Origin of the sequence: Mycobacterium sp. AZCC_0083 (assembly GCF_014202335.1) — a bacterium.
Taxonomy (GTDB): Bacteria; Actinomycetota; Actinomycetes; order Mycobacteriales; family Mycobacteriaceae; genus Mycobacterium.
In genome coordinates, this window is sequence record NZ_JACHGP010000015.1 from 153,888 (window position 1) to 179,178 (window position 25,291).

Consider the following 25,291-nt stretch of genomic DNA (forward strand, 5'->3'; position numbering starts at 1 on the left):
TCCCCACCGATTTGCCAATCAAGTTGACATTGTCATCTCAAACCGTAGTCTAGAAAGATGACAGTGTCACCTGAACCTACTCGGGTCGCCAATGTAGCCGACTGCGATTCAGCGGTGTTTCTCGAGCAGTGGCTGCGCACGCCGGGGCAGATCGGTGCGATCGCACCCAGCTCGTCTCGGCTGGCCCACGCGATCTCCACCGCAATACCGGAGTACGGAGACCCGGTCGTGGTGGAACTCGGCGCAGGCACCGGCCCCTTCACCACCGAGATCCAGCGCAGACTCGCCGGACGAGGGCGTCACCTCGCCCTAGAGATCAATCCCAAACTCGCGCAATTGCTGCGGAACCGATTCGCGAAGACCGAGGTGATCGAAGGCGATGCCTGCCTTCTGCCGTCACTGCTCGATGAGCGCGGCCTGCGCCACGCCGATGTCGTGATCAGCAGCTTGCCGTGGACCATCTTCGAGCCTGCGGCACAGGATCTCCTACTGAAGGCGGTGCTCGACGTGCTTGCGCCGCACAGCGTGTTCTCCACGTTCGCCTACCTGCACGCGGCGCCGATGCCGGGTGCGCGGCGATTCCGGGAGCTCTCCGCCCGACACTTCGAGGAAGTCATTGCCAGCCGCACGGTGTGGCGCAATCTACCGCCTGCCTTCGTTCTGCACGCGCGCCGACCGCGACTACCCGCAAGCTTCAGCTGACGACTTCGAAGCCACACTGCACCAGCACTTTCCGATCGACCCACCGAAACCGACAGACGAGGAACTCATCATGACCGAACTACACACGGTCGACTCCGCACGAATTGCGCTGCGCGCGTTGGTTGACGAATACGCGCTCGCCTCAGATACGGCCGACCTCGAACGTTTCGGGTCGCTATTCACGCTGGATGGCGAGTTCGTCATGTCGACCCCGGGGTCGAGCGAAACGATCACGGCACGCGGCAGGGAACAGATCAAGTACGGCCCCAGCGGGAACCAGATGTTCGAGCGAACCTTCCACGCCGTCCACAACCACATCGTCGAAATCGACGGCGATCACGCAACGGGAACGACGTATTGCACCGCGCGACACCTGTTACGCAAGGCCGACGACAGCCTTTAGGTGATCCTGGCTCCAATTCTCTACCGCGATGTATACGAATTGACTGACGAGGGATGGAAGTTCAGCCGCAGGGAACTCGCGTGGACCTGGATCGAGCGCAGCCCAGCGGAACCGCCTGCGCCGTGGTGGTGACCAACCTGACTCGCCGGGCCGCGACGCCTCGTCGACTACGCCTTGCCGAGAGTGACCTGCGTCGTCTGGGGGGCCCCGGAATCATCGAGGTAGGTCACGGAGACCTGGTCTCCCGGGGCCCTTGATCGAACCGCGGCCACTAGCGCTTCCGGACCGTCGATCACCTGGCCGTCGATCTTGGTAATGACGGCACTACTCGGCAGTCCCGCGGCGGCTGCGGGGCCACCATCGACGACCTGGGCGATCGCCGCGCCGCTGCCCTTCGTGGCGTCGGTGCTGAGCTGCACACCAAGCGAACCATGGGTGGCGGTGCCGGTGGAAACCAGCTCATCGGCGATGCGCTTGGCCTGATCGGCCGGGATCGCGAAGCCCAGCCCAATCGACCCGCTCTGACCGCCGCCCGAGCCGGCATCGCTGCCGCCCATGCTCGCGATCGCGGAGTTCACCCCAATCAATTCGCCGTTCATATTCACCAGTGCGCCACCGGAATTGCCCGGATTGATCGCAGCGTCGGTTTGAATGGCATCGAGTACGGTGACATTGCCGCCGGGTTCGTCGCCTGCTGCGACCGGCCGATTCAATGCACTAACGATGCCGGATGTCACGGTCCCCTGCAGACCCAGCGGCGAGCCGATGGCCACGACTTGCTGGCCCACCTTCACGTCCTTGGACGATCCCATGGTGATCGGCGTCAATCCCGAAACCCCTTGAGCGCGCACGACGGCCAGATCGCCGGCGGGGTCCGTGCCGACGACGGTGAACGGCACCGTCTGGCCATTGGAGAAGGTCACGGTCGTGGTGGCCCCGCCTCCGTCGGGTGAGCCGGTCGCGGCAGGCTGGGCACCTTGGTCGCCACCTACGGCGGGGGCCACGACGTGATTGTTGGTCAGGATCAAACCGTCGGCGGTCAACACGACGCCAGAACCTTCGTCGCCTTGACCGCCCAAGTCGACCTTTAGCTTGACGACACTGGGCATCACCTTGGCCGCAACCTGTTCCACCGAGCCGCCGGGCAGCTGGGCTGCGGGCTTGGGTAGGTCGGGTGCCTGGGCGATGACGCCCTTCAAGGTGGCCACGTCGTTGGATCGCCCGGTGATCTCCATCGTGGCAGCACCGATTCCACCGCCGACCACAGCCGCGGCCAGTGCCGCGGCGACGATCTTGCCACGGCGAGACTTCTTCACCCGAACGACGGGAATTGGTGCCGTAATCGCCTGGTGCGCCGCATGATAGGAGCCGTACGGTGATTCGGTCGGCTGTTGGGCGTAGCGCCAGTCATAGCGCAGATGTGAGGGAACGTGGGTCTGTGGGCCCGGGTACGGCTGTCCCGCGGAGTAACTCGGATCTGGTCGGTGGTCGGGCTGGTCCGTCGAATACCGCGGAGGGTTCGTCATTGCGTCTCGTTCTCTTTCTGAATCGCCAAATAGCACAGTGCGTTAAGCACAAGGTGCCCGCGATCCCTGAGCGTGGACTGAGAACTGGCTCAGCAAAGTCCGAGAGTCTCGGTTGGAATGTGTGCCTACAGCGAAACCGCCACGACCGGCGATGGGTGTAGTCGGGCACTAGCGACCAACGGGTCGGCTGAGCAATCAATGCATTCGAGCGCTGCCGCCAAGGCCGACCTCGAGGACGCTGCCGGTGACGACACCCGGATCCGTGACCAAGTACAGCAACGCGCGGCTGACGTCCTCAGGCGCGAGCCACGGCTGGGGAATCGGGTTTGCCCTCATCATCCGACGGACGAGTTCGTCGGGAACGCCGTCGGCGCCCTCGGGCTGCACCATCGGTGTCTGCACCGTGGTCGGGCAGATGACGTTGACGGTGATGCCCTCCTTGGCGACCTCCAAGGCCACGGACTTGGCGAGCCCGATGACTCCCCACTTGGTGGCGTTGTATGCCGACAATTCTGGAATGCCCATGCGGCCGCCCATTGAGGACGTGACGACGATCCGGCCGAAGCGTTGCCGCCGCATTACCGGTATCGCGGCTCGCAGAGTATGAAATACACCGGTCAGATTGGTGTCGACGAGCTGGTGCCACATCTCGTCGGTGACCTCTTCCACTGGCCCGGTGCTCACGATCCCGGCGTTGGCCACCACGATGTCGAGGCTCCCCCACCTGTTCACGGTCTCCTCGACTGCCGCACCCACAGCGGCTGGGTCGCGCACGTCCATGGCGATCGGAAGGCACAGGCCGCCGAGCTCCTCGACTTGCTTGGCCGTGTCGCGAAGGTCGGCCTCGGTGCCGAGCGGATACGTCAGATCCGTCATCGGCTGGGGCGCGTCGGCAATCACGACGGATGCCCCTTCGGCGGCTAGTGCCAAGGCATGCGCACGCCCTTGCCCGCGTGCCCCTCCGGTAATGAACGCGACGCGACCATCAAGCGCACCCATGGACGGTCACCTTAGTGCACAGCGGGCACCGGCCGCCGCCGATCAGTAGCCAAGTTCCATGTCGCGCAACTCGTTCCGCCGAACGGGGCGCCTCGCGACGTTCAGTCGTCGTTGATCACGGCGGGTACGAACGGCCTGAGCGCGTCGATCCCATCTTGACGCGGTACGCCTTAGTACCGTAACTTGTTGGCCAACAAGTTAGTGGTACATCGATCAGTGGTGGAAAGAAGACGATGACGGGACCACGTACGCAAGAGGTCCGACGTGCCGAGGCCGAACACCGCCTCATCGCTGCGGCCGCCGACCTCGTTGGCGAGCTCGGACCGGCCAAGGTCACCCTGGCCAACGTCGGGGAACGCGCCGGTTACAGCCGCGGCCTGGCCACGCATCACTTCGGCTCCAAGGGTGCCCTGATGCAGCGCCTCGTCGAAGCCGTGACCCACCAGTTCCGTGACGCGATGTTCGACCGCGGCGGCGCCGACGACCTGGTCATTGAACTGCGCACGCTCATCGGCATCTACTTCGACGTCGTCACCGATCTGCAACCCGTCAACCGGGCACGGCTGGTGCTGTGGGCCGACACGGTCGCCAATCCCGACGAGGACACCCGCACCCGAATGGTCGCCGCCGACAGGGAGTTTCGCGAAGAGATCGAGAAGCGAATCAGAGTAGGGGTCACCGCGGGGCAGGTGCCGAGCACGGTTCATCCGCACGGATTGGCCACCGTGATCGTCGCGATGCTCCGCGGCGTGGCGCTGCAATCCCTCATCGACGATCACGTCGACCTCGAAGGCGCCCGCAGCGAAGTCGAGGCCCTCGTCATCCACCGATTGACCACCGAGCAGAAAGCAGGTCACTGATGAGCCGAATCTTCGGCAACATCGCCCAGATCGGGTATGTCGTCCGCGACATCGATGCAGCCATGGACAACTGGGTCAAACACGGTGTCGGGCCATGGTTTTACGTCGACCGCGTGCAAACCGACTACTTCCGCTACCGTGGCGCCGACTCCGACATGCAGATGAGCGTGGCCCTTGCCAACTCCGGTGACGTCCAACTCGAACTGATCCAGCCACGCAACGACGCTCCGTCGATGTACAAGGACTTCCTCGACTCCGGACGCGAAGGAGCACAACACATCGCCTACTGGTCCAACGACTTCCAAGCCCTTCTGGATCGGGCGCTGGCCGAGGGCTACACCATCGGGCAGGAAGGCAGCATCGGCGGCGGGCAAGGCCGCTTCGCCTACCTCGACACCGAAGTCGAACAGGGCACCGTCATCGAGATCTCCGACATCAGCGGACCCAAAGGCCAATTCTTCCAATACATCCGCGACGTCGCCTCGACCTGGGACGGCAGCGACCCGATCCGTGGTCGGGAGTGAGCACCATGGATTACCCCGACCTCGATGCCCTACCGCAGAACCTCAAGGACACCCTCGCCCAGCACGCCCCCGTCAACGTCTACCGGATGGTCATGCACTCACCGGGGCTGGCGCCAGGGTTCTTCGTGATGGCCGACGCGATGTTCCAAGCCAATTCGCTCCCACCGCACCTGCGTGAATTGGCGATCCTTCGGGTTGGATACCGCTACGCCGCCCCCTACGAAACCCATCAGCACGAGATGATCGCCGGCTACGCCGGGTTGTCGGCCGAGGCCATCGCCGCCGCGGCCAGCAGTGACTTCGACGGGCTGCCCCAAGACGAGGTGAACATCCTCACCTGGACCGACCGGCTCCTGGACGACCACACCCTGAGCGGCTCCGACCGCGACGACGCCTTGTCGTCGCTCACCGTCACGCAACTCGCGGATCTGGTGATGACGGTGGGTTTCTACCAACTGGTCTGCAACTTCCTCAACACCTTCGGGGTGACCACCGAAGGCGAACCCACCCATGGCTGAAGGGGTTTCACCATCATGAAGGTGCATCATCTCAACTGCGGCACCATGAACATGCCGACGGCACCGATGGTGTGCCACGTCCTGCTCGTCGAAACCGACAACGGCCTCGTTCTGATCGACTCCGGGTACGGCTCCGATGATTGTCAACACCCGGCGAAACGCGTCGGTCCCACTCGCCACCTCATCAGGCCGCTCTTCGAACACCGGGAAACCGCCGGTCATCAAGTCGAACGACTCGGCTTTCGGCGAGACGACGTGCGGCACATCATCATCACGCACTTCGACGCCGACCACATCGGTGGCCTGTCGGACTTTCCTGCGGCGAAAGTCCATGTCACGGCGGCCGAGGCGCTCGGCGCCATCAGGTCGCCATCGTGGCGCGAGAAGCTGCGGTTCCGCCCCGCCCAGTGGTCGCACGATCCCGACATCGTCGAGCACCATCCGATTGGCGAGAAGTGGCGCGGATTCGCCGCTGCCAAGGAACTCGACGACGTCTCCCCAGGGATAGCGCTCATCTCGCTCCCCGGCCACACCCGCGGTCACGCGTGCGTCGCCGTCGACGCAGGCCATCGCTGGGTACTACATTGCGGCGACGCCTTCTACCACTACGGCACCCTCGATGGCTCGTCGCGCGTGCCTCGCGCGCTCACGGCCATGGAGTCCGTCGTCGCGTGGGATCTGAAGAAGGTTCGGGACAACCACTCTCGTCTCGCCGAGCTGTATCAACGCCAGGACCCCGACCTGTTCATCGTCAACGCCCACGACCCCACGCTCTATCAGCGCGCCCGCGATACCGCGTAGGAGTTCACGCGGCTGGCCGTTTACAGCCTCGACGCCCTGGACGGTTCACACAAAACGCATAGGTCTCATACGGTGACCGAGTCGTGTTACAAACGTTACCAAAGTGTCAGATTGTTATCTGAGTGACGCATGTGCTTGATCATGAGCGCAACCATCTGATGACAGAAGGCACACAAATGGCTACCCAGACACTGACCCCGACCCATCACCGCTGGTCCGTGGTCCACAGAACCTCGACTGCTGTGTGCCTCTTCGCGTCCGTGGGCGCATTGATCGGCCTGACCATCGCCGTGCCTGCGCCCGCCCACGCCGATCCCGAGACCACGACACTGCTCAACGACGTCGGGATCGGCAACAACAGCACGATCAGCCAAGCCATCGCGCAGGTCGCCACGTCGCTGTGCCCACTGCTCGTACAACCGGGCAGCCAGGTTGTCAGCACGGCGACGACGGCAACCGGTAACGGTGGGCTGGGATCACAGCTCGCAGGCGGGGTGGCGGGCCTGGTGATTCAGTCCCAGTGCCCGAACTTCATGACGTCGTTGGCCAACGGAGACTTCTCAGTGCTGACCAACGCGGCAAGCATGATGGGAATGGCAACGCCAGGTGCCAATCCACTGTCATCGATCACCGGAGCGGCGACCGCAGGTGCCAACCCGCTGTCGTCGATCACTGGAGCGGCGACCGGTAGTCCGCTCGGCGGCTTCACCGTGCCCGGCGCCTGAACAGCACGGCAACGCCGTCGGTGCTGATGCCGTTGCAGGCATCATGTTCCCCTGGTTCAGCGGCCGACCAACTCGCGAGCGACATCGGCGACGTTCTCTGCGGTGAAGCCGAAGTGGATTCGGAGATCTGCGGCTGGGCCGGAGGCGCCGAAGCCGTTCATCGCGATGATGCGCCCCTTCGGTCCGACGTGACGTTCCCAGCCGAACCCGGACGCGGCTTCGACGGAAACGCGTGCGGTGACGTCGGGCGGGAGGACGGTATCGCGGTACGCCTTGTCCTGGCCTTCGAACAGCGCCCAGGACGGCATGCTGACGATGCGGGCACCAACACCGTTGTCCGCAAGCAGTTCTCGGGCCTGCATGGCCAAGGTCACTTCGCTGCCGGAGGCGATGATGAGCACGTCCGGGCGCTCGCCACCGACGGGGTCGGCCAGGATGTATGCGCCGCGGGCCAGGCCGGACGCGGCGCCGGTGTCCCTTCGGTCGAAGATCGGCAGGTCCTGCTTGGACAGCACCAGGGCGACGGGCCGGTCGGTGGTGGACATGATGACCCGCCATGCTTCACCGATCTCGTTGGCATCGGCAGGGCGAAGGTCGATCAGGTTGGGCATCGCCCTGAGTGAGGCGAGCTGCTCGACCGGCTGGTGAGTCGGACCGTCCTCGCCCATGCCGATGGAGTCGTGGGTGTAGACGTGAATGACTGGCTGCCGCATCAGGGCACTGAGGCGTAGCGGTCCACGCTGGAAGTCGGAGAAGACGAGGAAACCGGCTTGGAAGGGGCGCAGACCGCAGAGCGCCAGACCATTGGCAGAGGCCGCGGCGGCGGCTTCGCGGACTCCGAAGTGGAGGTTGCGACCGTTGTAGTCGCCGGAGCCGAAATCCCCACTGTCACCGTCGAGTCGGGTCTTGGTGGATGGTGCCAGGTCGCTGGCGCCGCCGATCAGCCAGGGCACGGTGGCCGCGACGGCGTTGAGCACTTGATGGTTGGCCATCCTGCCTGCGATCGGTCCGTCCTCGGGCGAGAACTCGGGCAGGTCGCCATCCCAACCTTCCGGTGGCGTTCTGCTCAGCATCGAGGTGAGTTCCGCAGCCAGGAGCGGATGGCTTGCCTGGTAGTCCGATAACGTTGCGTCCCATTGGCTCCGGCGGCTGGCCCCGCGGGCGGCGACGCCCAGCTCGAACTGCTCGTAGGTGGTGTCGGGTACGTGGAAGAGATCGTCGAGCGGCCATCCGTAGAAGCGCTTCGCCGCCACGGCCTCGTCCTCGCCCAGCGGTTCGCTGTGCGCCGACGCGGTGCCCTGTTTGGTCGGCGCGCCGTAGCCGATGATGCTGTTGACGACGATGAGCATCGGGGATCCGGTGTGCTCGGCGAATCGGTCGAATGCTCTTCGCAGGGCGGCGGTGTCGTTGGCGTCGGCCACGTGGGTGACGGTCCATCCGTACGCCCGGAATCGGGTGGCGACGTCCTCGGTGAAGGCCAACGACGTCTCGCCCTCGATGGTGATGGCGTTGCTGTCGTAGATCCAGCAGAGGTTGTCGAGCTTGAGATGACCGGCCAGCGACGCGGCTTCCTGGCCGATGCCCTCCATCAGGTCACCGTCGCCGGCGAGTGCATAGACGCGGTAGTCGAAGATGTCGAAGCCGGGCCGGTTGAAGTGCGCGCCTTGCCATTTGCCTGCCATCGCCATGCCGACGCTGGTGGCGATGCCGGTGCCCAATGGTCCTGTCGTGCATTCGACCCCGTCGGCCAGATCGTGTTCGGGGTGTCCGGCACACGGGCTACCGAGCTGGCGGAAGCGGCGGATGTCGTCCAGTTCTATCGAGAGTCGGTCGGTGTTGGCACTACGCACTCCGGCTAGGTGGAGCAACGCGTACAGCAGCATCGAGGCGTGCCCGGCCGAGAGCACGAACCGGTCGCGGTTGATCCACCGGGGATCGGACACGTCGTAGTTCAAGGCGTGATTCCACAACGTGTAGCCCACCGGCGCCAGTGCCATCGCCGCTCCGGGATGTCCCGACTTGGCCTGTGCCACAGCATCGATGACCAGTGTTCTGATGGTGTTGATGGCGACGGTGTCGACGTCGATGCTTACGTCCAGTGCAGTCATCACAGTTCCTTGGAGATGCCGGAGAGCCGCTCCACTAGCCGAAACAGGGCGGAGTGATCGAGGTCGCCGTCGCCCTGGGCGTGCGCCGCGGACATCAGTTGGGCCACCACCGCACCCAGCGGGGTGGCGGCGCGAGCCTCGCGGGCGGCGGTGGTGAAGATGCCAAGGTCCTTGTCGTGCAGCGCGATACGGAACCCCGGCGAGAACTCGCGGGCGACCATGGTGCGGGCCTTGCGCGCCATCACCGTGCTGCCTGCCAAGCCGGCCTCGAGTACCGAGATCGCCGCCTCGGTGTCGACGTGGTGGGCTTCGAGGAATACCAGTGCCTCGGCAACCAGTTCGATGTTGCCTGCGACGATCAATTGGTTGGCTGCCTTGACGGTTTGGCCAGCACCGACGGATCCGACGTGCACGATGGTCTTGCCGAGGTGGCTGAGCACGGGGGTCGCTTCGCTCACCACGTCGGCGAGACCGCCCACCATGATCGACAGGGTGCCGTCGATCGCGGCCTGCTCTCCCCCGCTGACCGGGGCGTCGAGATACCGCAGGCCGCGGGTCTCGGCCCGTGCACCGATGGTGCGTGCAGTATCGGGACGGATGCTGCTCATGTCGATGTACAGCGCGCCTGATCGAGCGTGATCGAGGATTCCCCCGGACCCGAGCGCCACCGCCTCGACGTCGGGCGAGTCGGGCAGCATCGTGATGATGACATCGGCGTCACGCACGACGGCTGCGATATCCTCGGCGGCCCGGAGTCCTTGGGGCATCAGCGCTTCCACCTTGGCGCGGGTGCGACTGTACCCAACTACGTCCAGCCCGGCGTTCAACAAGTTCGCTGCCATCGGAGCGCCCATGATGCCGAACCCGATGAAGCCGACCGTCAATTCACTGCGCGCCTGCGAGCTCATTGCGTCACCTCGACATGCGCTGCGGTGCCGTCTCCGAAAGCGGGAACCAGCTGCCGGAGCCAGGACAGACCCGCGACCGTCTCTCCGGATGGGACGTACTCCAGACCAATGCCCCCGGTGTAGCCGTGCTGACCAAGCAAGTCGACGAGCTCGACGATGGGTACGCTCCCGCTCCCAGGTTCGTGCCTGCCCGGCGCGTCGGCCACCTGCACGTGCCCGATCTCATCGGTGTGCTGGGTGATCACGCGGGCGACGTCATCGCCGTTGACGGTCAGGTGGTACAGGTCGGCGAGCAAGGCGATCCGACCGCTCTGCATCCGCTCGCGGACGCCACGGATCACGGTCAGCGCGTCGGCTGCGAGCTTGAGTGGGTAGGCCTCGATTCCGCTGACGGGTTCCACCAGCACGGTCGCCCCGATGGAGTCCGCGTGCTCGGCGGCCGCGGTGAGTGCCTGCAGTCCGGCGTCGTGCTGGTCGGTGGCGCTCACCCCCTGCAGCCGGTTGCCGTAGAGCGCGTTGAACCCGGTGACGCCCAGTCGGGCGCCGATGTCGACGGCAGCGGCGACGGCGTCGTCGAACTCCCCGCGTCGCTGGCGATGCGACGCGATGCCGCGTTCTCCACCAGCCATGTGGCCGGCGTAGAAGTTCAGGCCGCGCAGCTGCACGCCGGCGTCGGTGATGGACGCGACGAACCCGTCGACCTCGGTCGAGGTGGGGGTGGCACTGGCGAACGGCCACCAGCACTCGATTGTCTGAAAGCCCGCGGCAGCCGCCGCTGCGGGCCTGCGTTCGAACGGGAGTTCGCCGAACAGCAGGGAGATGTTCGCCTGCGCTGTCGACCACAATGCGGAAACCAAGACGTCCTCAATTCGTAACGGGCGCACTGCACACTGGCGGCACGCTCCACCGACAGTAGGTAGAGACCCCGTGCCGAACAATGACGGATGCGTCGGCACATTATTCGCGGTCGCCGAACAGTTTTGACGAGTGCCGAGTAGCGTCTCGCCACATGACGCAGCCCAACGTCACCTTGCGCCAGTTGCGAGCCTTCCTGGTGGTGGCCGAACACCGCAGCTTCTCCCGCGCGGCCGAGCAGTTGCTGGTGTCCAACCCATGGCTGAGCGAGACGATCAAGGACCTCGAGCGGCAACTCAAGCTCAAGTTGTTCGTCCGCACTACCCGATCCGTCGAGTTGACCGAGGCAGGCGTGGTGTTCTCCACCATGGCCGCACAGGTGCTCGATGACCTCGACGCGGCGATCAAGGCTGCGCAACGCACCGCCGACAGGGACGGGTCGACGCTGACTCTGGGCTACACCATCGGTGCGGGGTTGGAAGTCGTTCCGTGGCTGTTGCGGTCGTTCGCCGCCCAATTTCCGGGGCGGCCTCTGCGGTCGGTGGAGTTCGACTTCAGCGATCCCACTGCCGGTCTACGGGACTCCTCGGTGCATGCCGCGATCATCCGACCGCCGACGGGGTTGGCCGGGTTGACCACTCTGGAGCTGCTCAGTGAAGACCGAGTGGTGTGCGTACCCGAAGGCCATCCGCTGGCGAGTCAAGACAGCGTCAGCGTCGCCGACTTGCTGAAGGAACCCATCATCGCCGCGCCCAAGGCGCCTGGGCCGTGGCGGGATTACTGGTTGTTGACCGACTATCGCACCACCCCTGCGCCCGTCGTCGACGAAGCGAGCACCCGCGACGCCGAGCTGCATCTGGTGGCCCGCGGCGTCGGGATCAGCGTCACGTCGGCCGGTGCCCAGCGCTTCTACGACCGCCCAGGAGTGGCGTTCCGTCGCATCCGCGACATCCCGCCGTGCGTCGTCGCGTTGGCGTGGTGGCCCGAGCACACCGCGAAGGTCACCGATCTCGTTGCGATTGCCACCGGTTTCAGTGCCGTGTCCGACCAACTCACCGGACCCACGGAGTCCGGTGCCTGACGGAAAGCCGCATAGTTCGGTGTGGCCGAACAATGGGGGTGCAGGTTCGTCATTGTGTACCGGGTGACGCGGTCATACGGTCGACCCACTCCGAACGGTGGGTTCATCGCAACGTTGCGTTGGCGTGGTTGTCACCGTCCAGATGCAGATGCGGCTCAGCGCCGCGACTGAACCGGCGACATCACGGCTGGGCAACGGCCGCAAGAGAAATGGGAACCATGACTTCACGAGCAGAGAACCCGACCGGATCCCAGCCGAAACTGCGGCGGACGCTGGCGACGTGGGCGGCGATCTCGCTGTCGGTCGCCGCGATGGGCGCCAGCCTGGCGATCAACATCAACCCGCAGGGGGCGGGCGCGACCGTCGGTCGGGCCGTTCCGCTGACCTTCATTCTCGCGACCGTGGGCGTGCTGCTCGTCGCCTACGGATTCGCCAGGGTCTGCAGCCGCCTCAGCCACGCCGGCTCGGTCTTCGGCCTGACGGGCATCACCATCGGTCCGCGCGCTGGTGTGGTGGCCGGGTGGTCGCTGCTGGGCGCCTACCTCAGCTTCATGCTGACGACCTCGATGACGGCCGGGATCTTCGGCGCCGAATTCCTGCGCGGCATAGGTCTTTACGAGACGACACCCGGCATCGTGCCCTGGATCATCGCCCTGGTGGCAGTGGGCATCGCGACGTTGCTCGCCATCTCCCCGGTGAAGAAGTCGATGGCCACGCTGCTATGGGTGGAGATCGTGACGACCGCGATCATCGTCATCATCGCGGCAGTCGTCGTGTTCAGGGTGGTGGGCGGTAGCGCTCCTGGCGGCCAACGCTTCACGTTGGACATGTTCACGGTGCCGCCGGAGATCTCGACGAGCACCCTGTTCCTTGGCATCGTGTTCGGGTTCTTGTCGTTCGCGGGTTTCGAGGCCGCCGCCTCCCTTGGTGAGGAGACCACCAACCCCAGACGGGCGATTCCGATCGCCATCTTCGGCGTCGCACTCTTCGGCGGCCTGTTCTACGTCATCGGCACGACCGTGGAGATGCTGGGCTTCGGCACCGACGCTGCCGGGGTCGACGCCTTCTCCAAATCGGCCTCCCTCTTCGGCACCTTGGGCGAGCAGTACATCGGCCCAGTGATCGGTGACCTCGTCACATTGGGCACCGCCATCTCCGCGATGGGCTGCGCGCTGGCGACCGCGGTCGCGGCGTCGCGGTTGCTGTTCGCGCTGAACCGCGGTGCGTTCGAACGCCGCGGATTCACCAAGGTTTCCGCCAAGTCCGGGGCCCCGATCTCGGCGACGTTGTTCGTCTGCGGGCTGGCTGCAGCCATCATCGTGGTGATGCGCGTCGCGGTCACCGACACGGCCTTCAATCTGTTCGCCTGGTCCGGCACCGTCGGCACACTGGTGCTGCTGGTCGCCTACGCGCTGTTCTCCGTCGGAGCGTGGTACTACCTGTGCATCCGGGCGCCCCGGCAGGGCCACAAGGCGGCCCTGCTCGATTACGTGGTGCCCGTGCTGGCCGTCGCCGTAATCGCCTACACCACGTTCCGCAACGTCGTACCCTGGCCGGCCACCGCTCCCGGCCGCGCCAACATCGTCATTGCCGCAGTCTGGGTGATCGCCATCATCGCCGTCATCATCGCCGCCCCCAAGACAACTCGCCGGATCGCGGAGTCGTTGAGCCGCGACGAGGGGCTGTCCACCGAGGCCGGCTATCTGGCCGTCGCGGTCGACGAGGTCGAGGATCACCTGCAGCGCCATGACGCAGCGAAAACCCCGATGACCCAATGACCCGCATGCAACGTCATCTCGACATCGACGACAACTGGACCTACCACGGCATGCGGGTGGTGCGGCTGCAGAATCAGCACCTGGCCCTCGACGTGCTTCCTCAGCGCGGCGCCAACATCTTTCGGGTACTGGACAAGCACCGCGACATCGACCTGCTGTGGAAGTCGCCACGCGTGGCGCCCCATGTCGCGGCTGTTCACGCCGACTTCGACGACCACTGGGCCGGGGGCTGGGACGACGCCTTCCCCGGCGGACGATCCAGCCGCAACCGCTATGGCGATCTGCTGCCCTACATGGGCGAGGTGTGGACCGCCCCTGCGGACTATCAAATGCACGTTGCCGCAGACGAAGTCGCGCTCACCACCACGGTGCGCACCCCGATCACGCCTGCCGAGCTCACCCGAACGATCACGTTGCGCGCAGACGAGCAGCGCTTCACCTTGAGCTACGCGCTGCGCAACATCGGCACGATGCCCTTCGACTACAACTGGGGCGTGCATCCCAGCCTGGCCATCAGACCAGGAATGCGGTTCGACATCCCGGCCACTCGAGGCCTCGTCGACGAAGCAGGCGGTGAGCTGCTCGGCCGTCCCGGCGACGAATACGCCTGGCCGGTCCTGCGTGAGCACGACTTGCGCCTCGCCGATGACATCGACGTCGGCGCGTTCGCGCTGCACTACCTGACCGGCCTGACGGCAGGGTGGGTCGCGGCCACCGATGTCGCCGACCGGCGCGGCTTCGGACTGTGCTTCGATCACGAGCTGTTTCCCGTGGTGTGGTTCTGCCTGGTGTACGGCGGGTGGCGCGGGTATCAGCAGGCCCTGATCGAACCGTGGACCGGCTACCCGAGTCCCCTTGACGAGGCCGTCGCGGCCGGCCGCGCCCGACTGCTCGGCCCCGACGAGACCCAGACGACCGAGGTCGTCGCCGCGCTCTACGACGGTGTCGAGACGGTCACCGAACTGCACCCCGACGGAACGGTGCGGTAGATGGCGCATGACACCCCGGTTCGGTTGGGCCGGACCGCGTTGACGGTCACCGCGCTCGGATTCGGGGCCACCGCGATCGGCGGGATGTACACCGAGGTCAGCGACGACGCCGCACTCGACACCGTCGCGGCGGCATGGGCGGCCGGACTGCGCTACTTCGACGCCGCGCCGCAGTATGGGCGCGGCAACGGCGAGGTGCGACTGGGCCGTGGACTGGCCGGCTACCCACGCGAGGACTATGTGCTCTCCAGCAAGGTCGGTCGCCTGCTGCGTGCCGACGCGCCGCCCCACCCCGACGATTTCGACTCGACCGGCCGCCCTTACGACGCCGGGGCGCCCGACGTCGCCACGGTGTACGACTACTCCCGCGACGGCGTGCTGCGCTCCATCGAGGAGAGTCTGACTCGCCTCGGTACCGACCGTCTGGACATCGCCCTCGCGCACGATCCCGACGACTACGTCGACGAGGCGTTGGCGACGGCGCTGCCCACGCTGATCGAGCTACGCGACCAGAAGGTCGTCACCGCGATCGGCGCAGGCATGAACCAGACCGCGGCGCTGGAACGGTTCGCCCGCGAGTCCGATCCCGACATGTTTCTGCTCGCCGGTCGATACACATTGCTGGAACAGACTGCGCTGCAATCGTTCCTGCCGTTGTGCACGCAGCGGGGCATTGCCGTCGTCGCCGGGGGCGTCTTCAACAGCGGTTTGTTGGCCGACGCAGGCGCGGGCGCACGCTACGACTACGATCCCGCACCGGCCGACCTCATCGCGCGCGCCCATCGGCTGGCGGAAGTGTGCCAGCGCCACGGGGTGCCGTTGAAGGCTGCGGCGCTGCAGTTTCCGATCGCCCATCCCAGCGTCGCGGCGGTCCTCACCGGGACGCGCAGCCGCGCGGAGCTCGACGAGAACGCGCAGCTGTTCGATCTACCGATCCCCTGCGACCTATGGCAAGAATTGAAGACCGAAGGGCTGCTCGCCGAAGACGCACCGACGCCCGTTCAGCCATGACGATCGTCGACGCACACCACCACCTTTGGGACCCCGACGTCGGCGACTACCCGTGGATGACCGGGGACTACGCCGCGCTGCGGCGCCGCTACGACGTCGGTGACTTGCAACCACACCTGCTCGACAACGACGTCTCGGCGACGATCGTGGTGCAGGTCCGCGCCGACCTCGCCGAGACGGCCCAGCTGCTCGAATTGTGTACCCGCACAGCCGTCATCGTCGGCGTGGTCGGCTGGGTCGACCTGACCAGCCGCGAGGTCGGCGCCCAGATCGACGGACTGCTCAGCGGTGTCGGAGGCCGACATCTGGTGGGGTTGCGCCACGCCGCGGCCGACGAAGCCGACCCGTGCTGGCTGCTCCGCGACGACGTCGACACCGGGATGCGCGCCGTGACCGCGAGCGGGCTGACCTTCGATCTGGAGATCACCGCCCGCGAACTGGCCGCCGCCAACACCTTGGTCCGCCGCCACCAGGAACTGCGCTTCGTCGTCGACCACGGCGCCAAGCCACCCATCGCCGAGGGCTGGTCCCAGGACTGGGCGGACGGAATCTCCGCGCTGGCGCAGAGTCCGAATGTCTGGTGCAAGCTGTCGGGTCTGGTCACCGAGGCGTCGTGGACGAGCTGGACCCCTTCCGATCTGCAGCCCTACGTCGACCACCTGATCGGCGCGTTCGGTCCCGCGCGATTGATGTTCGGCTCGGACTGGCCGGTCTGCGAGCTGGCCGCCAGCTATGACCGCGTGCTGGCAACGACCCAACACGGCTTGGCCGCGCTGACGCCCGACCAGCGTCGAAACATATTCGCTTGCAACGCATTACACGCCTACCGACTCCCTACCTCTCAGATATCAGGAGAAGAGCGATGAACGCCTCGACCACGATCCAGCAGGATCAACGCGAACGCGCGATGCGCGCGCTGGCAGGAGGCGTCAGCAGCAACACCCGCCTGCTCAACCCGCACCTCATCGTCGAGCGCGCCAGCGGCTGCCGACTGTGGGACACCGACGGCACCGAGTACCTCGACTACCTGCTCGGCCAAGGCCCAAACTTCCTCGGATACGCCCCGCCGCGCGTCGTGGAGAAGGTCATCGCCGCGCAACGCGACGGCATCATCTACGCCGCGACCCACCACCGCGAGATCGAGGCCGCCGAACGGATTTTGGCAGTGCTCCCCTGGGCCGAACAACTCCGGTTCGGCAGCTCGAGCAGCGAGATGATCCAAGCGGCGATGCGCATCGCCCGCAACGCCACGGGCCGACGCAACATCCTGCGGTTCCACGGCCACTACCACGGCTGGTTCGACAACATCCAGATCCGTTCCGATGGCGGACGAGTCCAGCCCGGCAGCCTCGGCCAACTGCCCGACGCCCTCGATGCCACCCTCACCATCGAATGGAACGATCCAGAGGCATTCACGGCGGCCCTAAGCGAGCACGGCGACACCATCGCCGCAGTCCTGATGGAACCGATGATGCTCAATGCCGGAGCCATCGCACCCGCCGACGGCTATCTGCAACACGTGCGCGACCTGTGCACCCGTCGTGGCATCGTGCTGATCTTCGACGAGACCATCTCCGGGTTCCGGGTCGCACTCGGCGGCGCCGCCGAACGCTTCGGCGCCACACCGGATCTCGCCGTCTACGGCAAGGCCATGGCCGCGGGATGGCCCTGTGCCGCGCTTGCCGGTCGACGCGACTTGTTCGCCGACGTCGCCACCGGCGCACTCACCCACGCCGGCACGTTCAACGGCAACACCATTGCCACCGCCGCGGTGCTCGCCTCCCTCGACGAACTGGAGGACCGCAGCGTCTACCGCTACGTCGAATCCGTCGGCGCCGCATTGATCGACGGTCTGACCGGCGTGCTGGACCATCACGGAATCCCCATCAAGATCCAGGGACTGCCGATGGCGTTTCATGCTCGGTTCGACTCCAGCGCCGAACCGATCACTCGATACGCGCAGCTGCAAACCGTCGACCATGAACGCTACGGACGGTTCGCAGGTCAGCTCATCGCCTACGGAATCTGGGTCGCCTACCGAGGTATCTGGTACGTCTCGGCCGCCCACACCCTCGACGACGTCGACGAAACCGTCAAGAGGTTCGAGGCCGCGGTGTCCGACTACGACGACGCCTGAGTCGCCGTCCAATGCCACACGCCTTGCCTCAATGACCAACGGCCCATCGCCTCGGTTAGGTCCGTGGCGAACCGAACGTCTGATTGGGGCGACACGGAAGTTCGCTCGCCGACCATGGCTTGCGACGCCAACAGTCTCTGTCCCTGTCGGACGAGCTCGCGTTGGGAATCGCTGAGACTCGTACGATCGGAATCGCCGAGCTTGCGAATGACCTCGGCGAACCTGGCGAACCTGGTGTGCAGCTGTGCGCAAGTCATGCCGAAGCGCGGGCGCGGCCGCTGTAGGCTTTCATCGTCTCCTCGGAGGAATCCCGATGATTCGACTCAGCCGGCCCGGCGTTTGGATTTCAATACTGATTTGTTCCCTGCTGCTGGTCGTTGCTGCTACGGCCGGCACCTTCGTCGCGTCACAACACAGAGGATCAGACGGATGGCGAGACGGCTTTTTGGCTTACGGCCAGGTCTCGGTGGCAATCTCCGGCGACGATGTGAATAGCCCTCGAACCAAGCGCTGCATTGCCAACTCCGTTCAGGCAGGCATCGATGTCAGGCAAGGAGTTCCGGTAGTCATCAGCCTCGACGGACGCGCCGTCGGAGGCGGCGACTTGTCCACCGGTGAGCTCATAACGGAAACAACACACCGTGGACCTTCCGAATCATGGCGGGCCTCTTGCCATTACAAGTTTTCGGCACCGGTGACAGAGCCCGGCGAAGGCCAATACACCGTGGATATCGGCGACGCCAAAGTGGCCTTTTCGATGGATGATCTGCGGAACGGCATCGATCTGGTTTTGTCGTAACTTCACGCCAATTTCCATTGATGGTCTGAGTTTTGTCGCTCCTGATGACCCGGCGACGCCGATGTACCGCATACTGGCCAACGTGCGACGTCCGGTAGCGTTGCGGGACTTGATGATTGCGCCTGTGCGGAGCGGGTATGTCGGCGACGGCCACCCACAGGACTCCGCCCTGGTCCCGATGGCAGGCTCCGAAGCAGTACCGAACGTCCATGTCGACGAGGTCTACCTGCCGGTCACCGACGGAGTGGCGCGATGCCAGCTTTACCGACCCGCGGCAGCACCGGCGGATCAGCATCTTCCGGTGATCGTCTACTACCACGGCGGTGGATTCACGGTCGGTTCGTCTGATGACTGCGACTTCCTGTCTCGCAAGTTGGCGTTGACCAACGACGCCGTCGTGGTGTCGGCCAACTACCGGATGGCGCCGGAGTTCCCGTTCCCTACACCATTCGATGATGCCTATGACGTCTACAGCTGGGTGGTCGACAACACCCACGAAATCGATGGCGACAGCGCCCGTATCGCCGTCGCCGGCGATTCGGCGGGGCACGGGTATTACTTCTTTCCGAACGTGTTTCCCCAGGAGGACACCGTCTACCGACTAGTCGCCACAACGCTGGCCGAGGCGTTCGCCCGCCCGCGCGCCCGCTAGGGCGATTGAGGAAGGCGATCGTCGTCGCGGTGTCGCATACTGTGGCGCCTCGACTCCGCGGCCGAGGTGACGTCGGTGCGGATCCGGTTCTGCGTGCCGGTCAGCATTCCCGAAAGTGGGTTCATTCAGCCTCACTGAGGCTTGGGGCGAATCTCCTGCGGCAGGAAACTCCCGTCGTTCGTGCCCACTTCATTGGCCATCAGTTCGTTCAGCAAGGCGTTCATCCGCAGGATGAGGTCCTTGTTCTTTTCCGGATCCAGTGCCAGATTGTGCGTCTCGAGCGGATCGTTCTTCAGGTCAAAGAGCTGAATGTCGTTGTTCCGCAGGATCTGTTCCAGCGTGGTCGGCGTATTGAAGTTCGCGGGCGCGTAATAGCGCGCGAACTTGTACTGTCCGTCGAACGCAAAACTCATGAATCCGCGCTTGTTGAGCTTGGTTCGAAGCTCGGTCAACGGCGGCGCCGGTTTGTTCTGAAGCAGTTCCTTCATTCCCGCCACGCAATAGTCCGCATCGATGGTGAGCGGGCCGACGTAGTTGAACAAGGCGCCCGGGCGGACGGCCTGTGGGCTCGCAGTCCCAGCGGTGGCGAGCACCGCGGAAAAATCATGGCCGGGCAATCCCTGCACAGCCTCTCGCCGCTGGTCCTCGGGCACCCCCGCTAGCCCGGGCAGCGACGGCATCACATCCAGGTGGCTGGTGACGACGTCCGACTGTTGGCCCCGGGGATAGTCGGGATGGACGACGATCAACGGCACATGGGAGTTGCCCTCATAAGCCATCGGGCCCTTGCCACGGATGCCGCCGTGATCACCCGCCATCTCGCCATGATCGGCGGTGAAGATCACGACCGTCTCGTCCCAGAGCCCGAGCTCGTCGAGGCCGTCCTCGAGTTGTTGCAGGCTGAGATCCGTGTCACGAATCATGTTCAGATAATAGTCATTAAAGACTTGCCACATGTCTGGGCGGTTGGTGGGGATGGCGCCAAGGACGCCCTCCCACCCGGTGTTGTATTCCCGCAACGCTGGTGGCATGCCCGGCGCCGACAGCGATTCCTGCAGTGTCGGGGAGGGAGCGGTGTTCCAGCGGTGACTGTATAGCGAATTCGCCGGGGGCGTGACGATCGCGTCCTTCGAGATGGCCTGCTGCACTTGAGGTGTTCCCGGGACATTGGCGTCGGCGTACATGATGTCGTGCGGGTTCAGGTAGCTCATGATCAAGAAGAAGGGCTGCCCGGATTCGCGCAGCTTCGGCACATTGCCGCGCAACCAGCGGACGCCTTCGCCGGCGGTGTACACATCGGTGTCGTAGCCCTGGTTGGGTGCGCCGGGTTTGTCACCGTCGGGTTGGTAGACGTCGAATCCATAGGGCTGGAGCGCTTCGCTGTAGTTGACCGTCGGCTTGGGCGGGATGAGGTCGGCTTCCATTTCCCACTTGCCGAAGAATGCGGTCTGGTAGCCGAGCTTCTTCATCATCGAACCCATATTGGGCCGGTCTTGGCGCAGGTTCGGCACCCAGCCGGTCTCCATCTGGTCGAAGACGCCGTTGACTTGCGGCGGATGTCCGCTGTAGAACGCCGCCCGCGAGGGCGTACACATCGCGGACGCGATGTAGTGGTTGCGGAAGGTAATCCCTTGCTGGGCAAGGCGATCAAGGGCTGGAGTGGTGTAGCCCTGGCCGGCAGGCAAGTCGAACCGCGTTTGATCGCGAATGATGAGGATGACGTTCAACGGCTGGTTCGATCGCCCGGGCGTGGCCGGGGCAGCGGGGTGCGGACCCCGGTCGGCGGTCTGCCGCTCGGTGACACCGGCGCTCTGCCGCTGTATTGCAGTGGCAGCCGCGGCGCCCGCAGCGGCACCGAGACCGAGCAGCCCAGCGCCGCCGAGCAAGTGACGTCGACTCACCCGCGCTGCGCCAGGCCCGCCCGGGTCTGGCGGCGTCGCCGGAGCGTCGGGTAGTTCGGTCATCCGACGATCACCACGCCCTGCAACCAGCACATGCGGCCAAGTCCATCAACACGTCCCCCCGACGAGGCAAACCCGATCCGTCGTGCTGAAGTCTAGTTCTAGTGGTCGTGTTGGGGGCCAATGATCGACACGAAGCCATGGACCGCGCCATCAACCCGACAAACAGACCGAGGGTTCGAACGAAGAACCTTACGTATCCGAAAAGTGGAGCTAAGGGGACAACTCTAGAACCCGGATACCGTCGATCGGATACAGCGTCTGACCGGGTCGACACAGTGAATCGACTCGACGACCGGAGGCAATACCGGCAACCCTCGTATTCGATCTCGCCGTATTCGCTCGTTCCCATTGAGCCTTCCGCAGACCCTCTTAGGGGAAAGACGCTCCGACGACGCGGCACAGATGACAAGTCCAGATGGTCGAGCCCGCTACGCGTCCGCAGTAGTTGGCGGCATCACAGGCTTTCTCAGCCTCTAGGTCTACAACTGCCTCGGGTCAGCAAGGGGCGGGCGGGGATCCGCCCGTCACCGTCGGATTCGCTTCTTGCGGTTCTCGTCATGCCTCGCGGAAGCCGGTTATTTCGCAGTGCTGCAATGCATTTGACCCTGGCTCGTCATAGAAGGTATCCAGTTCACCGGGAACTGCCGCCTATGCCCCGCAGTCGGCGCTGTTGACCTTGCTGCCGTTGACTATCTTGCAGAACGGGAACCCGTTGTCTCCGTTCGCGACGCTGAGGAGCACGCCCTGGCCATCGTCGACGAGCGTGATCGTCACATAGCTGCCGCGCTCAGCGTTGCCGCCACTGGTGATGTTGCCGTACGCGGTGTAGTCCGGCTGGGGTGGCGGAGGCTGCGCGCCGCCGATTTGGAAGTTCACCGAACCCCCGTTGTACGTCTCCGTGCCCGAGCCGTCGGCATTGACGGTCAGACTCTCCCCGTCGCCAACCCATTGGCCGACGAACGGCCCCAGCCCCGGCACGTCCGCCTGTGCCATTGGGGCACAGGCAATGCCCACCACTAGAACCGCTGGTGCCACTAGTACCTTCTTCATTGCTTCAGTCTTGACCTTGACCTGGCGCCATGGCCTAGATTCGCCGAGCCCGTGGGTCTCTTGTCCCTGTGGGGTCGATGTCCAGGAAAATCTCGTTGGCCAGCTCACGTTGCTGGGAATCCAGCCACTGCTTGAGCGCCACCGCTTCACGCCAGTCATGGCTGGAGTGGCTCAAAGAGATACGCCACATCGGAAAGTCCTCTCCGTGGCGAAGGACTCGATGCACCGACCCTCGAAGCTCATCTCGGCTGCTGGCTTCCACTCGTCGACGCTTCGACACGTTCGTAGCGTTGAGCGAAACGACTGGCCGAGACCGCCCAGAGCTCGTCGCGCGTTCCCTTCACCACCCAGTCGCCCGGCGCGGCCTGGGTCGGACCCTCGCGTGTCTGAAGCGTCTCCCCAACCCGGGCGGGCCGGGCGGAAACCACTCCGATTCGACGCCAACGCTTTTCGGTTGGGTCAACCTCTTCGTAGGAGTCCTGAAAGATACCGTCACCAACCGACCAACTGTCCCCTCCGGCATCTTGTACGGCCCAGTCACTGGCCTTGGCCTGCATCGTCTCCCCAGAATGAGCGGTCCAGGTCCAGGCGGCTCCTCGTTGTTCGGCGGTGACCGTGCCGGTTCGGCGAAAGGCCTCCCATACCGGACGGGATCGGTACCCCAATTCCAAGAGTTGCAGCAGTGTTCCGGCCACGCTGTCGGCCGCCCTGTCCAACAATTCGGGGTCCGCCGCGGTGGTCTTCCAGTCCTTGAGCCTATTGTGAATTTTATTAGTGTCGTCGCGACTCTTTCCTAACTGCCAGCCCGCATTTCGGTAACACGAATACCAGTCTTCGTGTTCGGCGCGGACGATTGCTAGCGCGGCGTCGTTCTCGAATCCCAACCGCCGCAGCTGTTCCAGCGGCGGCAACTTTTGTAGTTCTGCTGCCGACACCTGTGCCGCTGGGGCGCTCCCGCTGCTCCAGGTGTGCTCACCCTTCTCTTCCACCACCCGCAGAATGTTGCGGACCTGACGCCGGTTCGATTCCCGATAGAACTCGTCCAGTTGCGCCCACGGCCGGGCGGCGGAGCCTGTTGCCCACTTCGACGTAGCCCAGTTCGAGTGAATGAGCATCGCGGCACGCTCCCACGCGTCATGCGCCTGACCTTCGGCGACGTCCATCGCCACGTTATACGTGCGCAACTGGCCGATGATCGGCACCCGGTTTTCGGCCACCCGCGCCGCCTGGTCACAACCGTAGACCGGCATATCTCGGAAACGCGCCGCCAGTCTGGTCCCGATGGTCGTATCGATCGTCGAATCCGCATCGACGAGGATCACCGCAACTCCGTGATCGTGTTCACCGATCAGCCGGAGCAAGGTTGACATCGCCGGCGCCTCATCCACCGCGTCGATATTCGCGGCGGAGGTGAGACCTAACTGCTGCTGGTGGAAATCATGGTCGTCCACGTATTCCTTGGCACGTTGGGCCACCAGGGTCACCGACGGCAGCGGGACCTCGTCGGGGGCGGTGTAGAAGTCACGTTCGCGCCAGCGCTGTGCCATATCCGCGCACAGGGCCAGGGTCAGCGGTGAGGCGCCGCATACCAGGATGCGGTCGACAGTCGTGACGTTGATGATCGCATCAAGCAGTCGACGAGCGGTCACCTCGTACTTGCCGACGGCGTCGGCCGCCCAGTGGCGGTCGGATCCGCCGAATTGTTGAGCACGCCAAACTTCTGCCTGCCACGGATCATCGATGCGAACGATCAGCGGCAATCGGCCGTCCTCCGGCAGCTGCTTGGTGATCACTGCGAGCCGCTGCAGGTTGGCCGACGGGTCAGCCGACAGCAGATAAAGCCGGTCCAACTTTCGCCATAGCGATAATGCGGCGAGCGTCTCCGGCCGACTGAAATCCACCGTCACGATGCGGGCCCCGTGATTGCGTGCCTCGTACACGCACGCCTGCTCCGGGATATCCGTGATGACAACCAGCATGACGCGCGGTCCCACGGTCTTGGCGATCGCGCTGATCATCGATGGGGTGTCGTCGTCAATACCCACCACCGCGGTGACGGAACCGGCTCGCCTGATGTGGAACCGGTCGGTCTGGGACCGGAATAACGCGACCGCGACGCTGGCAAGGCCGACGAATATCGCTGCCTGCGCCGACAGGCGGGCCACGTCGAGCGCCACCGGAGTGGGAATCGGACAAAGGTGCTGTGGCTGGTTCGGCTCGCCGATCGATTGATCACCGATCGTTCCCTTCACCAGTGCGCCGGTGAAGGTCAGCGCGGTAAAGAAACTCGGGTGCTGCCCGTCGTGACACTGCCAGTACGAGCTGAATCCAAGCACGAGGCTGGTGGCGCCGAGGCCTGTGATGATCGCGACTGGGATACCGGCCGCGCCGCCGGGATTGCGGGACCGGTACGTCCACACGGCAAGGACTGTCATGACCACGATGACGATTACCACGCTCAGCCAGGAGTCAGGCCGCCCAAACCAGTAGTCAGCGGCGAACTTTGGCGACAGCGCGCGCAGCGACAGGAATGAAACGACCAGGATCGCCAGGACCATCAGGACGATGCGTCCCACGCGAGACACCGTGACCGCGTTGGGCATCTGGGTCATGTGAATCGAATCACTCTCTCCCGCACTGGGACGTCATCGACGAGCCGCCGATAGTGCGGCGTGTTCGGCGTTCTCCATCCGGACGACCCGCTGACCGGTGGACTTCAGAATCTCTGGTATCGCCGTCGAGCACTCCGGGGGTAGGCGCGCAGTGACGGGGTCGTGTTGGTGCAGGCTGGTGAGCCACTCGCGGTATCCGAAAAAGCCGAGCGTGAACGCCATGAGGCCCGCGGCGACGACGAGTACCCATCGGTACTCGGTGAGAAGGTGGCGCAACCGCTTGGGCAAC

At 64.8% G+C, this 25,291-nt stretch carries 24 protein-coding genes; 15 read left to right on the forward strand and 9 right to left on the reverse strand.

What is annotated here, in order from left to right:
- Positions 1 to 57 precede the first annotated feature (57 nt).
- Together HNP02_RS31585 and HNP02_RS31590 are read left to right on the forward strand one after the other, a co-directional pair.
- The gene (locus HNP02_RS31585) at positions 58 to 702 is read left to right on the forward strand and encodes a class I SAM-dependent methyltransferase (RefSeq protein WP_184444594.1); all 645 of its coding nucleotides are present in this window, start codon (positions 58 to 60) and stop codon (positions 700 to 702) included.
- A gap of 70 nt (positions 703 to 772) precedes the next feature.
- Entirely contained in the window at positions 773 to 1,105 is a 333-nt protein-coding gene (locus tag HNP02_RS31590) for a nuclear transport factor 2 family protein (protein WP_184444595.1), read from the forward strand.
- A gap of 167 nt (positions 1,106 to 1,272) precedes the next feature.
- On the opposite strand, the gene HNP02_RS31595 is transcribed toward HNP02_RS31590, so the two are convergent.
- Positions 1,273 to 2,631, reverse strand: coding sequence for a S1C family serine protease (locus HNP02_RS31595; protein ID WP_184444596.1), 1,359 nt, complete (start codon positions 2,629 to 2,631; stop codon positions 1,273 to 1,275).
- Between the two features lie 195 nt (positions 2,632 to 2,826).
- Positions 2,827 to 3,630 (reverse strand): mycofactocin-coupled SDR family oxidoreductase, encoded by an 804-nt coding sequence (locus tag HNP02_RS31600; RefSeq protein WP_184444597.1) that lies wholly within the window; start codon positions 3,628 to 3,630, stop codon positions 2,827 to 2,829.
- A gap of 233 nt (positions 3,631 to 3,863) precedes the next feature.
- On the opposite strand from HNP02_RS31600, the gene HNP02_RS31605 reads away from it, so the two are divergent.
- The 5 genes from HNP02_RS31605 to HNP02_RS31625 all read left to right on the forward strand — a co-directional run bounded on the left by HNP02_RS31605 (position 3,864) and on the right by HNP02_RS31625 (position 7,058).
- Positions 3,864 to 4,490: a TetR/AcrR family transcriptional regulator gene (locus HNP02_RS31605; RefSeq protein ID WP_184444598.1), complete on the forward strand. Its 627-nt coding sequence runs from the start codon at positions 3,864 to 3,866 to the stop codon at positions 4,488 to 4,490.
- Complete coding sequence (locus HNP02_RS31610; protein WP_184444599.1) at positions 4,490 to 5,014, forward strand: VOC family protein; 525 nt, start codon at positions 4,490 to 4,492, stop codon at positions 5,012 to 5,014. Before HNP02_RS31605 ends, HNP02_RS31610 begins: the two co-directional genes overlap by 1 nt.
- A gap of 5 nt (positions 5,015 to 5,019) precedes the next feature.
- Positions 5,020 to 5,532 (forward strand): carboxymuconolactone decarboxylase family protein, encoded by a 513-nt coding sequence (locus HNP02_RS31615; protein WP_184444664.1) that lies wholly within the window; start codon positions 5,020 to 5,022, stop codon positions 5,530 to 5,532.
- A gap of 15 nt (positions 5,533 to 5,547) precedes the next feature.
- Entirely contained in the window at positions 5,548 to 6,333 is a 786-nt protein-coding gene (locus HNP02_RS31620; protein WP_184444600.1) for an MBL fold metallo-hydrolase, read from the forward strand.
- Positions 6,334 to 6,509: 176 nt separating this feature from the next.
- On the forward strand, positions 6,510 to 7,058 hold the full coding sequence (locus HNP02_RS31625) for a DUF732 domain-containing protein (RefSeq protein ID WP_184444601.1): 549 nt from the start codon (positions 6,510 to 6,512) through the stop codon (positions 7,056 to 7,058).
- A gap of 56 nt (positions 7,059 to 7,114) precedes the next feature.
- Here HNP02_RS31625 and tkt read toward each other — a convergent pair whose 3' ends face one another.
- The 3 genes from tkt to HNP02_RS31640 are packed head-to-tail and all read right to left on the reverse strand — an operon-like array spanning position 7,115 to position 10,931.
- Entirely contained in the window at positions 7,115 to 9,166 is a 2,052-nt protein-coding gene (tkt, locus tag HNP02_RS31630; protein ID WP_184444602.1) for a transketolase, read from the reverse strand.
- A complete protein-coding gene (locus HNP02_RS31635; RefSeq protein ID WP_184444603.1) occupies positions 9,166 to 10,074 on the reverse strand; it encodes a 2-hydroxy-3-oxopropionate reductase in 909 nt (302 codons plus the stop codon). The genes tkt and HNP02_RS31635 overlap by 1 nt, the downstream gene beginning before the upstream one ends.
- Positions 10,071 to 10,931, reverse strand: coding sequence for a hydroxypyruvate isomerase family protein (locus HNP02_RS31640; RefSeq protein ID WP_255507159.1), 861 nt, complete (start codon positions 10,929 to 10,931; stop codon positions 10,071 to 10,073). Before HNP02_RS31640 ends, HNP02_RS31635 begins: the two co-directional genes overlap by 4 nt.
- A gap of 152 nt (positions 10,932 to 11,083) precedes the next feature.
- Here HNP02_RS31640 and HNP02_RS31645 point away from each other — a divergent pair, with 152 nt between their 5' ends.
- The 8 genes from HNP02_RS31645 to HNP02_RS31680 all read left to right on the forward strand — a co-directional run bounded on the left by HNP02_RS31645 (position 11,084) and on the right by HNP02_RS31680 (position 19,376).
- A complete protein-coding gene (locus tag HNP02_RS31645) occupies positions 11,084 to 12,010 on the forward strand; it encodes a LysR family transcriptional regulator (protein ID WP_184444604.1) in 927 nt (308 codons plus the stop codon).
- Between the two features lie 218 nt (positions 12,011 to 12,228).
- Positions 12,229 to 13,788, forward strand: coding sequence for an APC family permease (locus tag HNP02_RS31650; protein WP_184444605.1), 1,560 nt, complete (start codon positions 12,229 to 12,231; stop codon positions 13,786 to 13,788).
- Positions 13,785 to 14,777 (forward strand): hypothetical protein, encoded by a 993-nt coding sequence (locus tag HNP02_RS31655; protein WP_184444606.1) that lies wholly within the window; start codon positions 13,785 to 13,787, stop codon positions 14,775 to 14,777. The genes HNP02_RS31650 and HNP02_RS31655 overlap by 4 nt, the downstream gene beginning before the upstream one ends.
- Positions 14,778 to 15,788 carry an aldo/keto reductase gene (locus HNP02_RS31660; RefSeq protein ID WP_184444607.1) on the forward strand — a complete coding sequence of 337 codons (1,011 nt, stop codon included), beginning with the start codon at positions 14,778 to 14,780 and terminating at the stop codon, positions 15,786 to 15,788.
- Positions 15,785 to 16,654 (forward strand): amidohydrolase, encoded by an 870-nt coding sequence (locus HNP02_RS31665; protein ID WP_184444608.1) that lies wholly within the window; start codon positions 15,785 to 15,787, stop codon positions 16,652 to 16,654. The genes HNP02_RS31660 and HNP02_RS31665 overlap by 4 nt, the downstream gene beginning before the upstream one ends.
- Entirely contained in the window at positions 16,651 to 17,925 is a 1,275-nt protein-coding gene (locus HNP02_RS31670) for an aspartate aminotransferase family protein (protein WP_184444609.1), read from the forward strand. Before HNP02_RS31665 ends, HNP02_RS31670 begins: the two co-directional genes overlap by 4 nt.
- A gap of 313 nt (positions 17,926 to 18,238) precedes the next feature.
- Positions 18,239 to 18,724 carry a hypothetical protein gene (locus HNP02_RS31675; protein ID WP_184444610.1) on the forward strand — a complete coding sequence of 162 codons (486 nt, stop codon included), beginning with the start codon at positions 18,239 to 18,241 and terminating at the stop codon, positions 18,722 to 18,724.
- Positions 18,725 to 18,806: 82 nt separating this feature from the next.
- A complete protein-coding gene (locus HNP02_RS31680) occupies positions 18,807 to 19,376 on the forward strand; it encodes an alpha/beta hydrolase fold domain-containing protein (protein ID WP_309241758.1) in 570 nt (189 codons plus the stop codon).
- A 131-nt stretch (positions 19,377 to 19,507) separates the two neighbouring features.
- Here HNP02_RS31680 and HNP02_RS31685 read toward each other — a convergent pair whose 3' ends face one another.
- The 4 genes from HNP02_RS31685 to HNP02_RS31700 all read right to left on the reverse strand — a co-directional run bounded on the left by HNP02_RS31685 (position 19,508) and on the right by HNP02_RS31700 (position 25,290).
- Entirely contained in the window at positions 19,508 to 21,340 is a 1,833-nt protein-coding gene (locus HNP02_RS31685; RefSeq protein WP_184444612.1) for a sulfatase-like hydrolase/transferase, read from the reverse strand.
- A 648-nt stretch (positions 21,341 to 21,988) separates the two neighbouring features.
- A complete protein-coding gene (locus HNP02_RS31690; protein WP_184444613.1) occupies positions 21,989 to 22,390 on the reverse strand; it encodes a hypothetical protein in 402 nt (133 codons plus the stop codon).
- A gap of 239 nt (positions 22,391 to 22,629) precedes the next feature.
- Complete coding sequence (locus tag HNP02_RS31695) at positions 22,630 to 24,966, reverse strand: hypothetical protein (RefSeq protein ID WP_184444614.1); 2,337 nt, start codon at positions 24,964 to 24,966, stop codon at positions 22,630 to 22,632.
- Between the two features lie 69 nt (positions 24,967 to 25,035).
- Entirely contained in the window at positions 25,036 to 25,290 is a 255-nt protein-coding gene (locus HNP02_RS31700; RefSeq protein WP_184444615.1) for a hypothetical protein, read from the reverse strand.
- Position 25,291: the final 1 nt, after the last annotated feature.

What these genes read in the sequence shown, in the direction of transcription:
- HNP02_RS31585 (WP_184444594.1), top strand. Translation starts at nt 58, where the DNA reads ATGACAGTGTCACCTGAACCTACTCGGGTCGCCAATGTAGCCGACTGC.
- HNP02_RS31590 (WP_184444595.1), top strand. Translation starts at nt 773, where the DNA reads ATGACCGAACTACACACGGTCGACTCCGCACGAATTGCGCTGCGCGCG.
- HNP02_RS31595 (WP_184444596.1), bottom strand. Translation starts at nt 2,631, where the DNA reads ATGACGAACCCTCCGCGGTATTCGACGGACCAGCCCGACCACCGACCA.
- HNP02_RS31600 (WP_184444597.1), bottom strand. Translation starts at nt 3,630, where the DNA reads ATGGGTGCGCTTGATGGTCGCGTCGCGTTCATTACCGGAGGGGCACGC.
- HNP02_RS31605 (WP_184444598.1), top strand. Translation starts at nt 3,864, where the DNA reads ATGACGGGACCACGTACGCAAGAGGTCCGACGTGCCGAGGCCGAACAC.
- HNP02_RS31610 (WP_184444599.1), top strand. Translation starts at nt 4,490, where the DNA reads ATGAGCCGAATCTTCGGCAACATCGCCCAGATCGGGTATGTCGTCCGC.
- HNP02_RS31615 (WP_184444664.1), top strand. Translation starts at nt 5,020, where the DNA reads ATGGATTACCCCGACCTCGATGCCCTACCGCAGAACCTCAAGGACACC.
- HNP02_RS31620 (WP_184444600.1), top strand. Translation starts at nt 5,548, where the DNA reads ATGAAGGTGCATCATCTCAACTGCGGCACCATGAACATGCCGACGGCA.
- HNP02_RS31625 (WP_184444601.1), top strand. Translation starts at nt 6,510, where the DNA reads ATGGCTACCCAGACACTGACCCCGACCCATCACCGCTGGTCCGTGGTC.
- tkt (WP_184444602.1), bottom strand. Translation starts at nt 9,166, where the DNA reads ATGACTGCACTGGACGTAAGCATCGACGTCGACACCGTCGCCATCAAC.
- HNP02_RS31635 (WP_184444603.1), bottom strand. Translation starts at nt 10,074, where the DNA reads ATGAGCTCGCAGGCGCGCAGTGAATTGACGGTCGGCTTCATCGGGTTC.
- HNP02_RS31645 (WP_184444604.1), top strand. Translation starts at nt 11,084, where the DNA reads ATGACGCAGCCCAACGTCACCTTGCGCCAGTTGCGAGCCTTCCTGGTG.
- HNP02_RS31650 (WP_184444605.1), top strand. Translation starts at nt 12,229, where the DNA reads ATGACTTCACGAGCAGAGAACCCGACCGGATCCCAGCCGAAACTGCGG.
- HNP02_RS31655 (WP_184444606.1), top strand. Translation starts at nt 13,785, where the DNA reads ATGACCCGCATGCAACGTCATCTCGACATCGACGACAACTGGACCTAC.
- HNP02_RS31660 (WP_184444607.1), top strand. Translation starts at nt 14,778, where the DNA reads ATGGCGCATGACACCCCGGTTCGGTTGGGCCGGACCGCGTTGACGGTC.
- HNP02_RS31665 (WP_184444608.1), top strand. Translation starts at nt 15,785, where the DNA reads ATGACGATCGTCGACGCACACCACCACCTTTGGGACCCCGACGTCGGC.
- HNP02_RS31670 (WP_184444609.1), top strand. Translation starts at nt 16,651, where the DNA reads ATGAACGCCTCGACCACGATCCAGCAGGATCAACGCGAACGCGCGATG.
- HNP02_RS31675 (WP_184444610.1), top strand. Translation starts at nt 18,239, where the DNA reads ATGATTCGACTCAGCCGGCCCGGCGTTTGGATTTCAATACTGATTTGT.
- HNP02_RS31685 (WP_184444612.1), bottom strand. Translation starts at nt 21,340, where the DNA reads ATGACCGAACTACCCGACGCTCCGGCGACGCCGCCAGACCCGGGCGGG.
- HNP02_RS31690 (WP_184444613.1), bottom strand. Translation starts at nt 22,390, where the DNA reads ATGAAGAAGGTACTAGTGGCACCAGCGGTTCTAGTGGTGGGCATTGCC.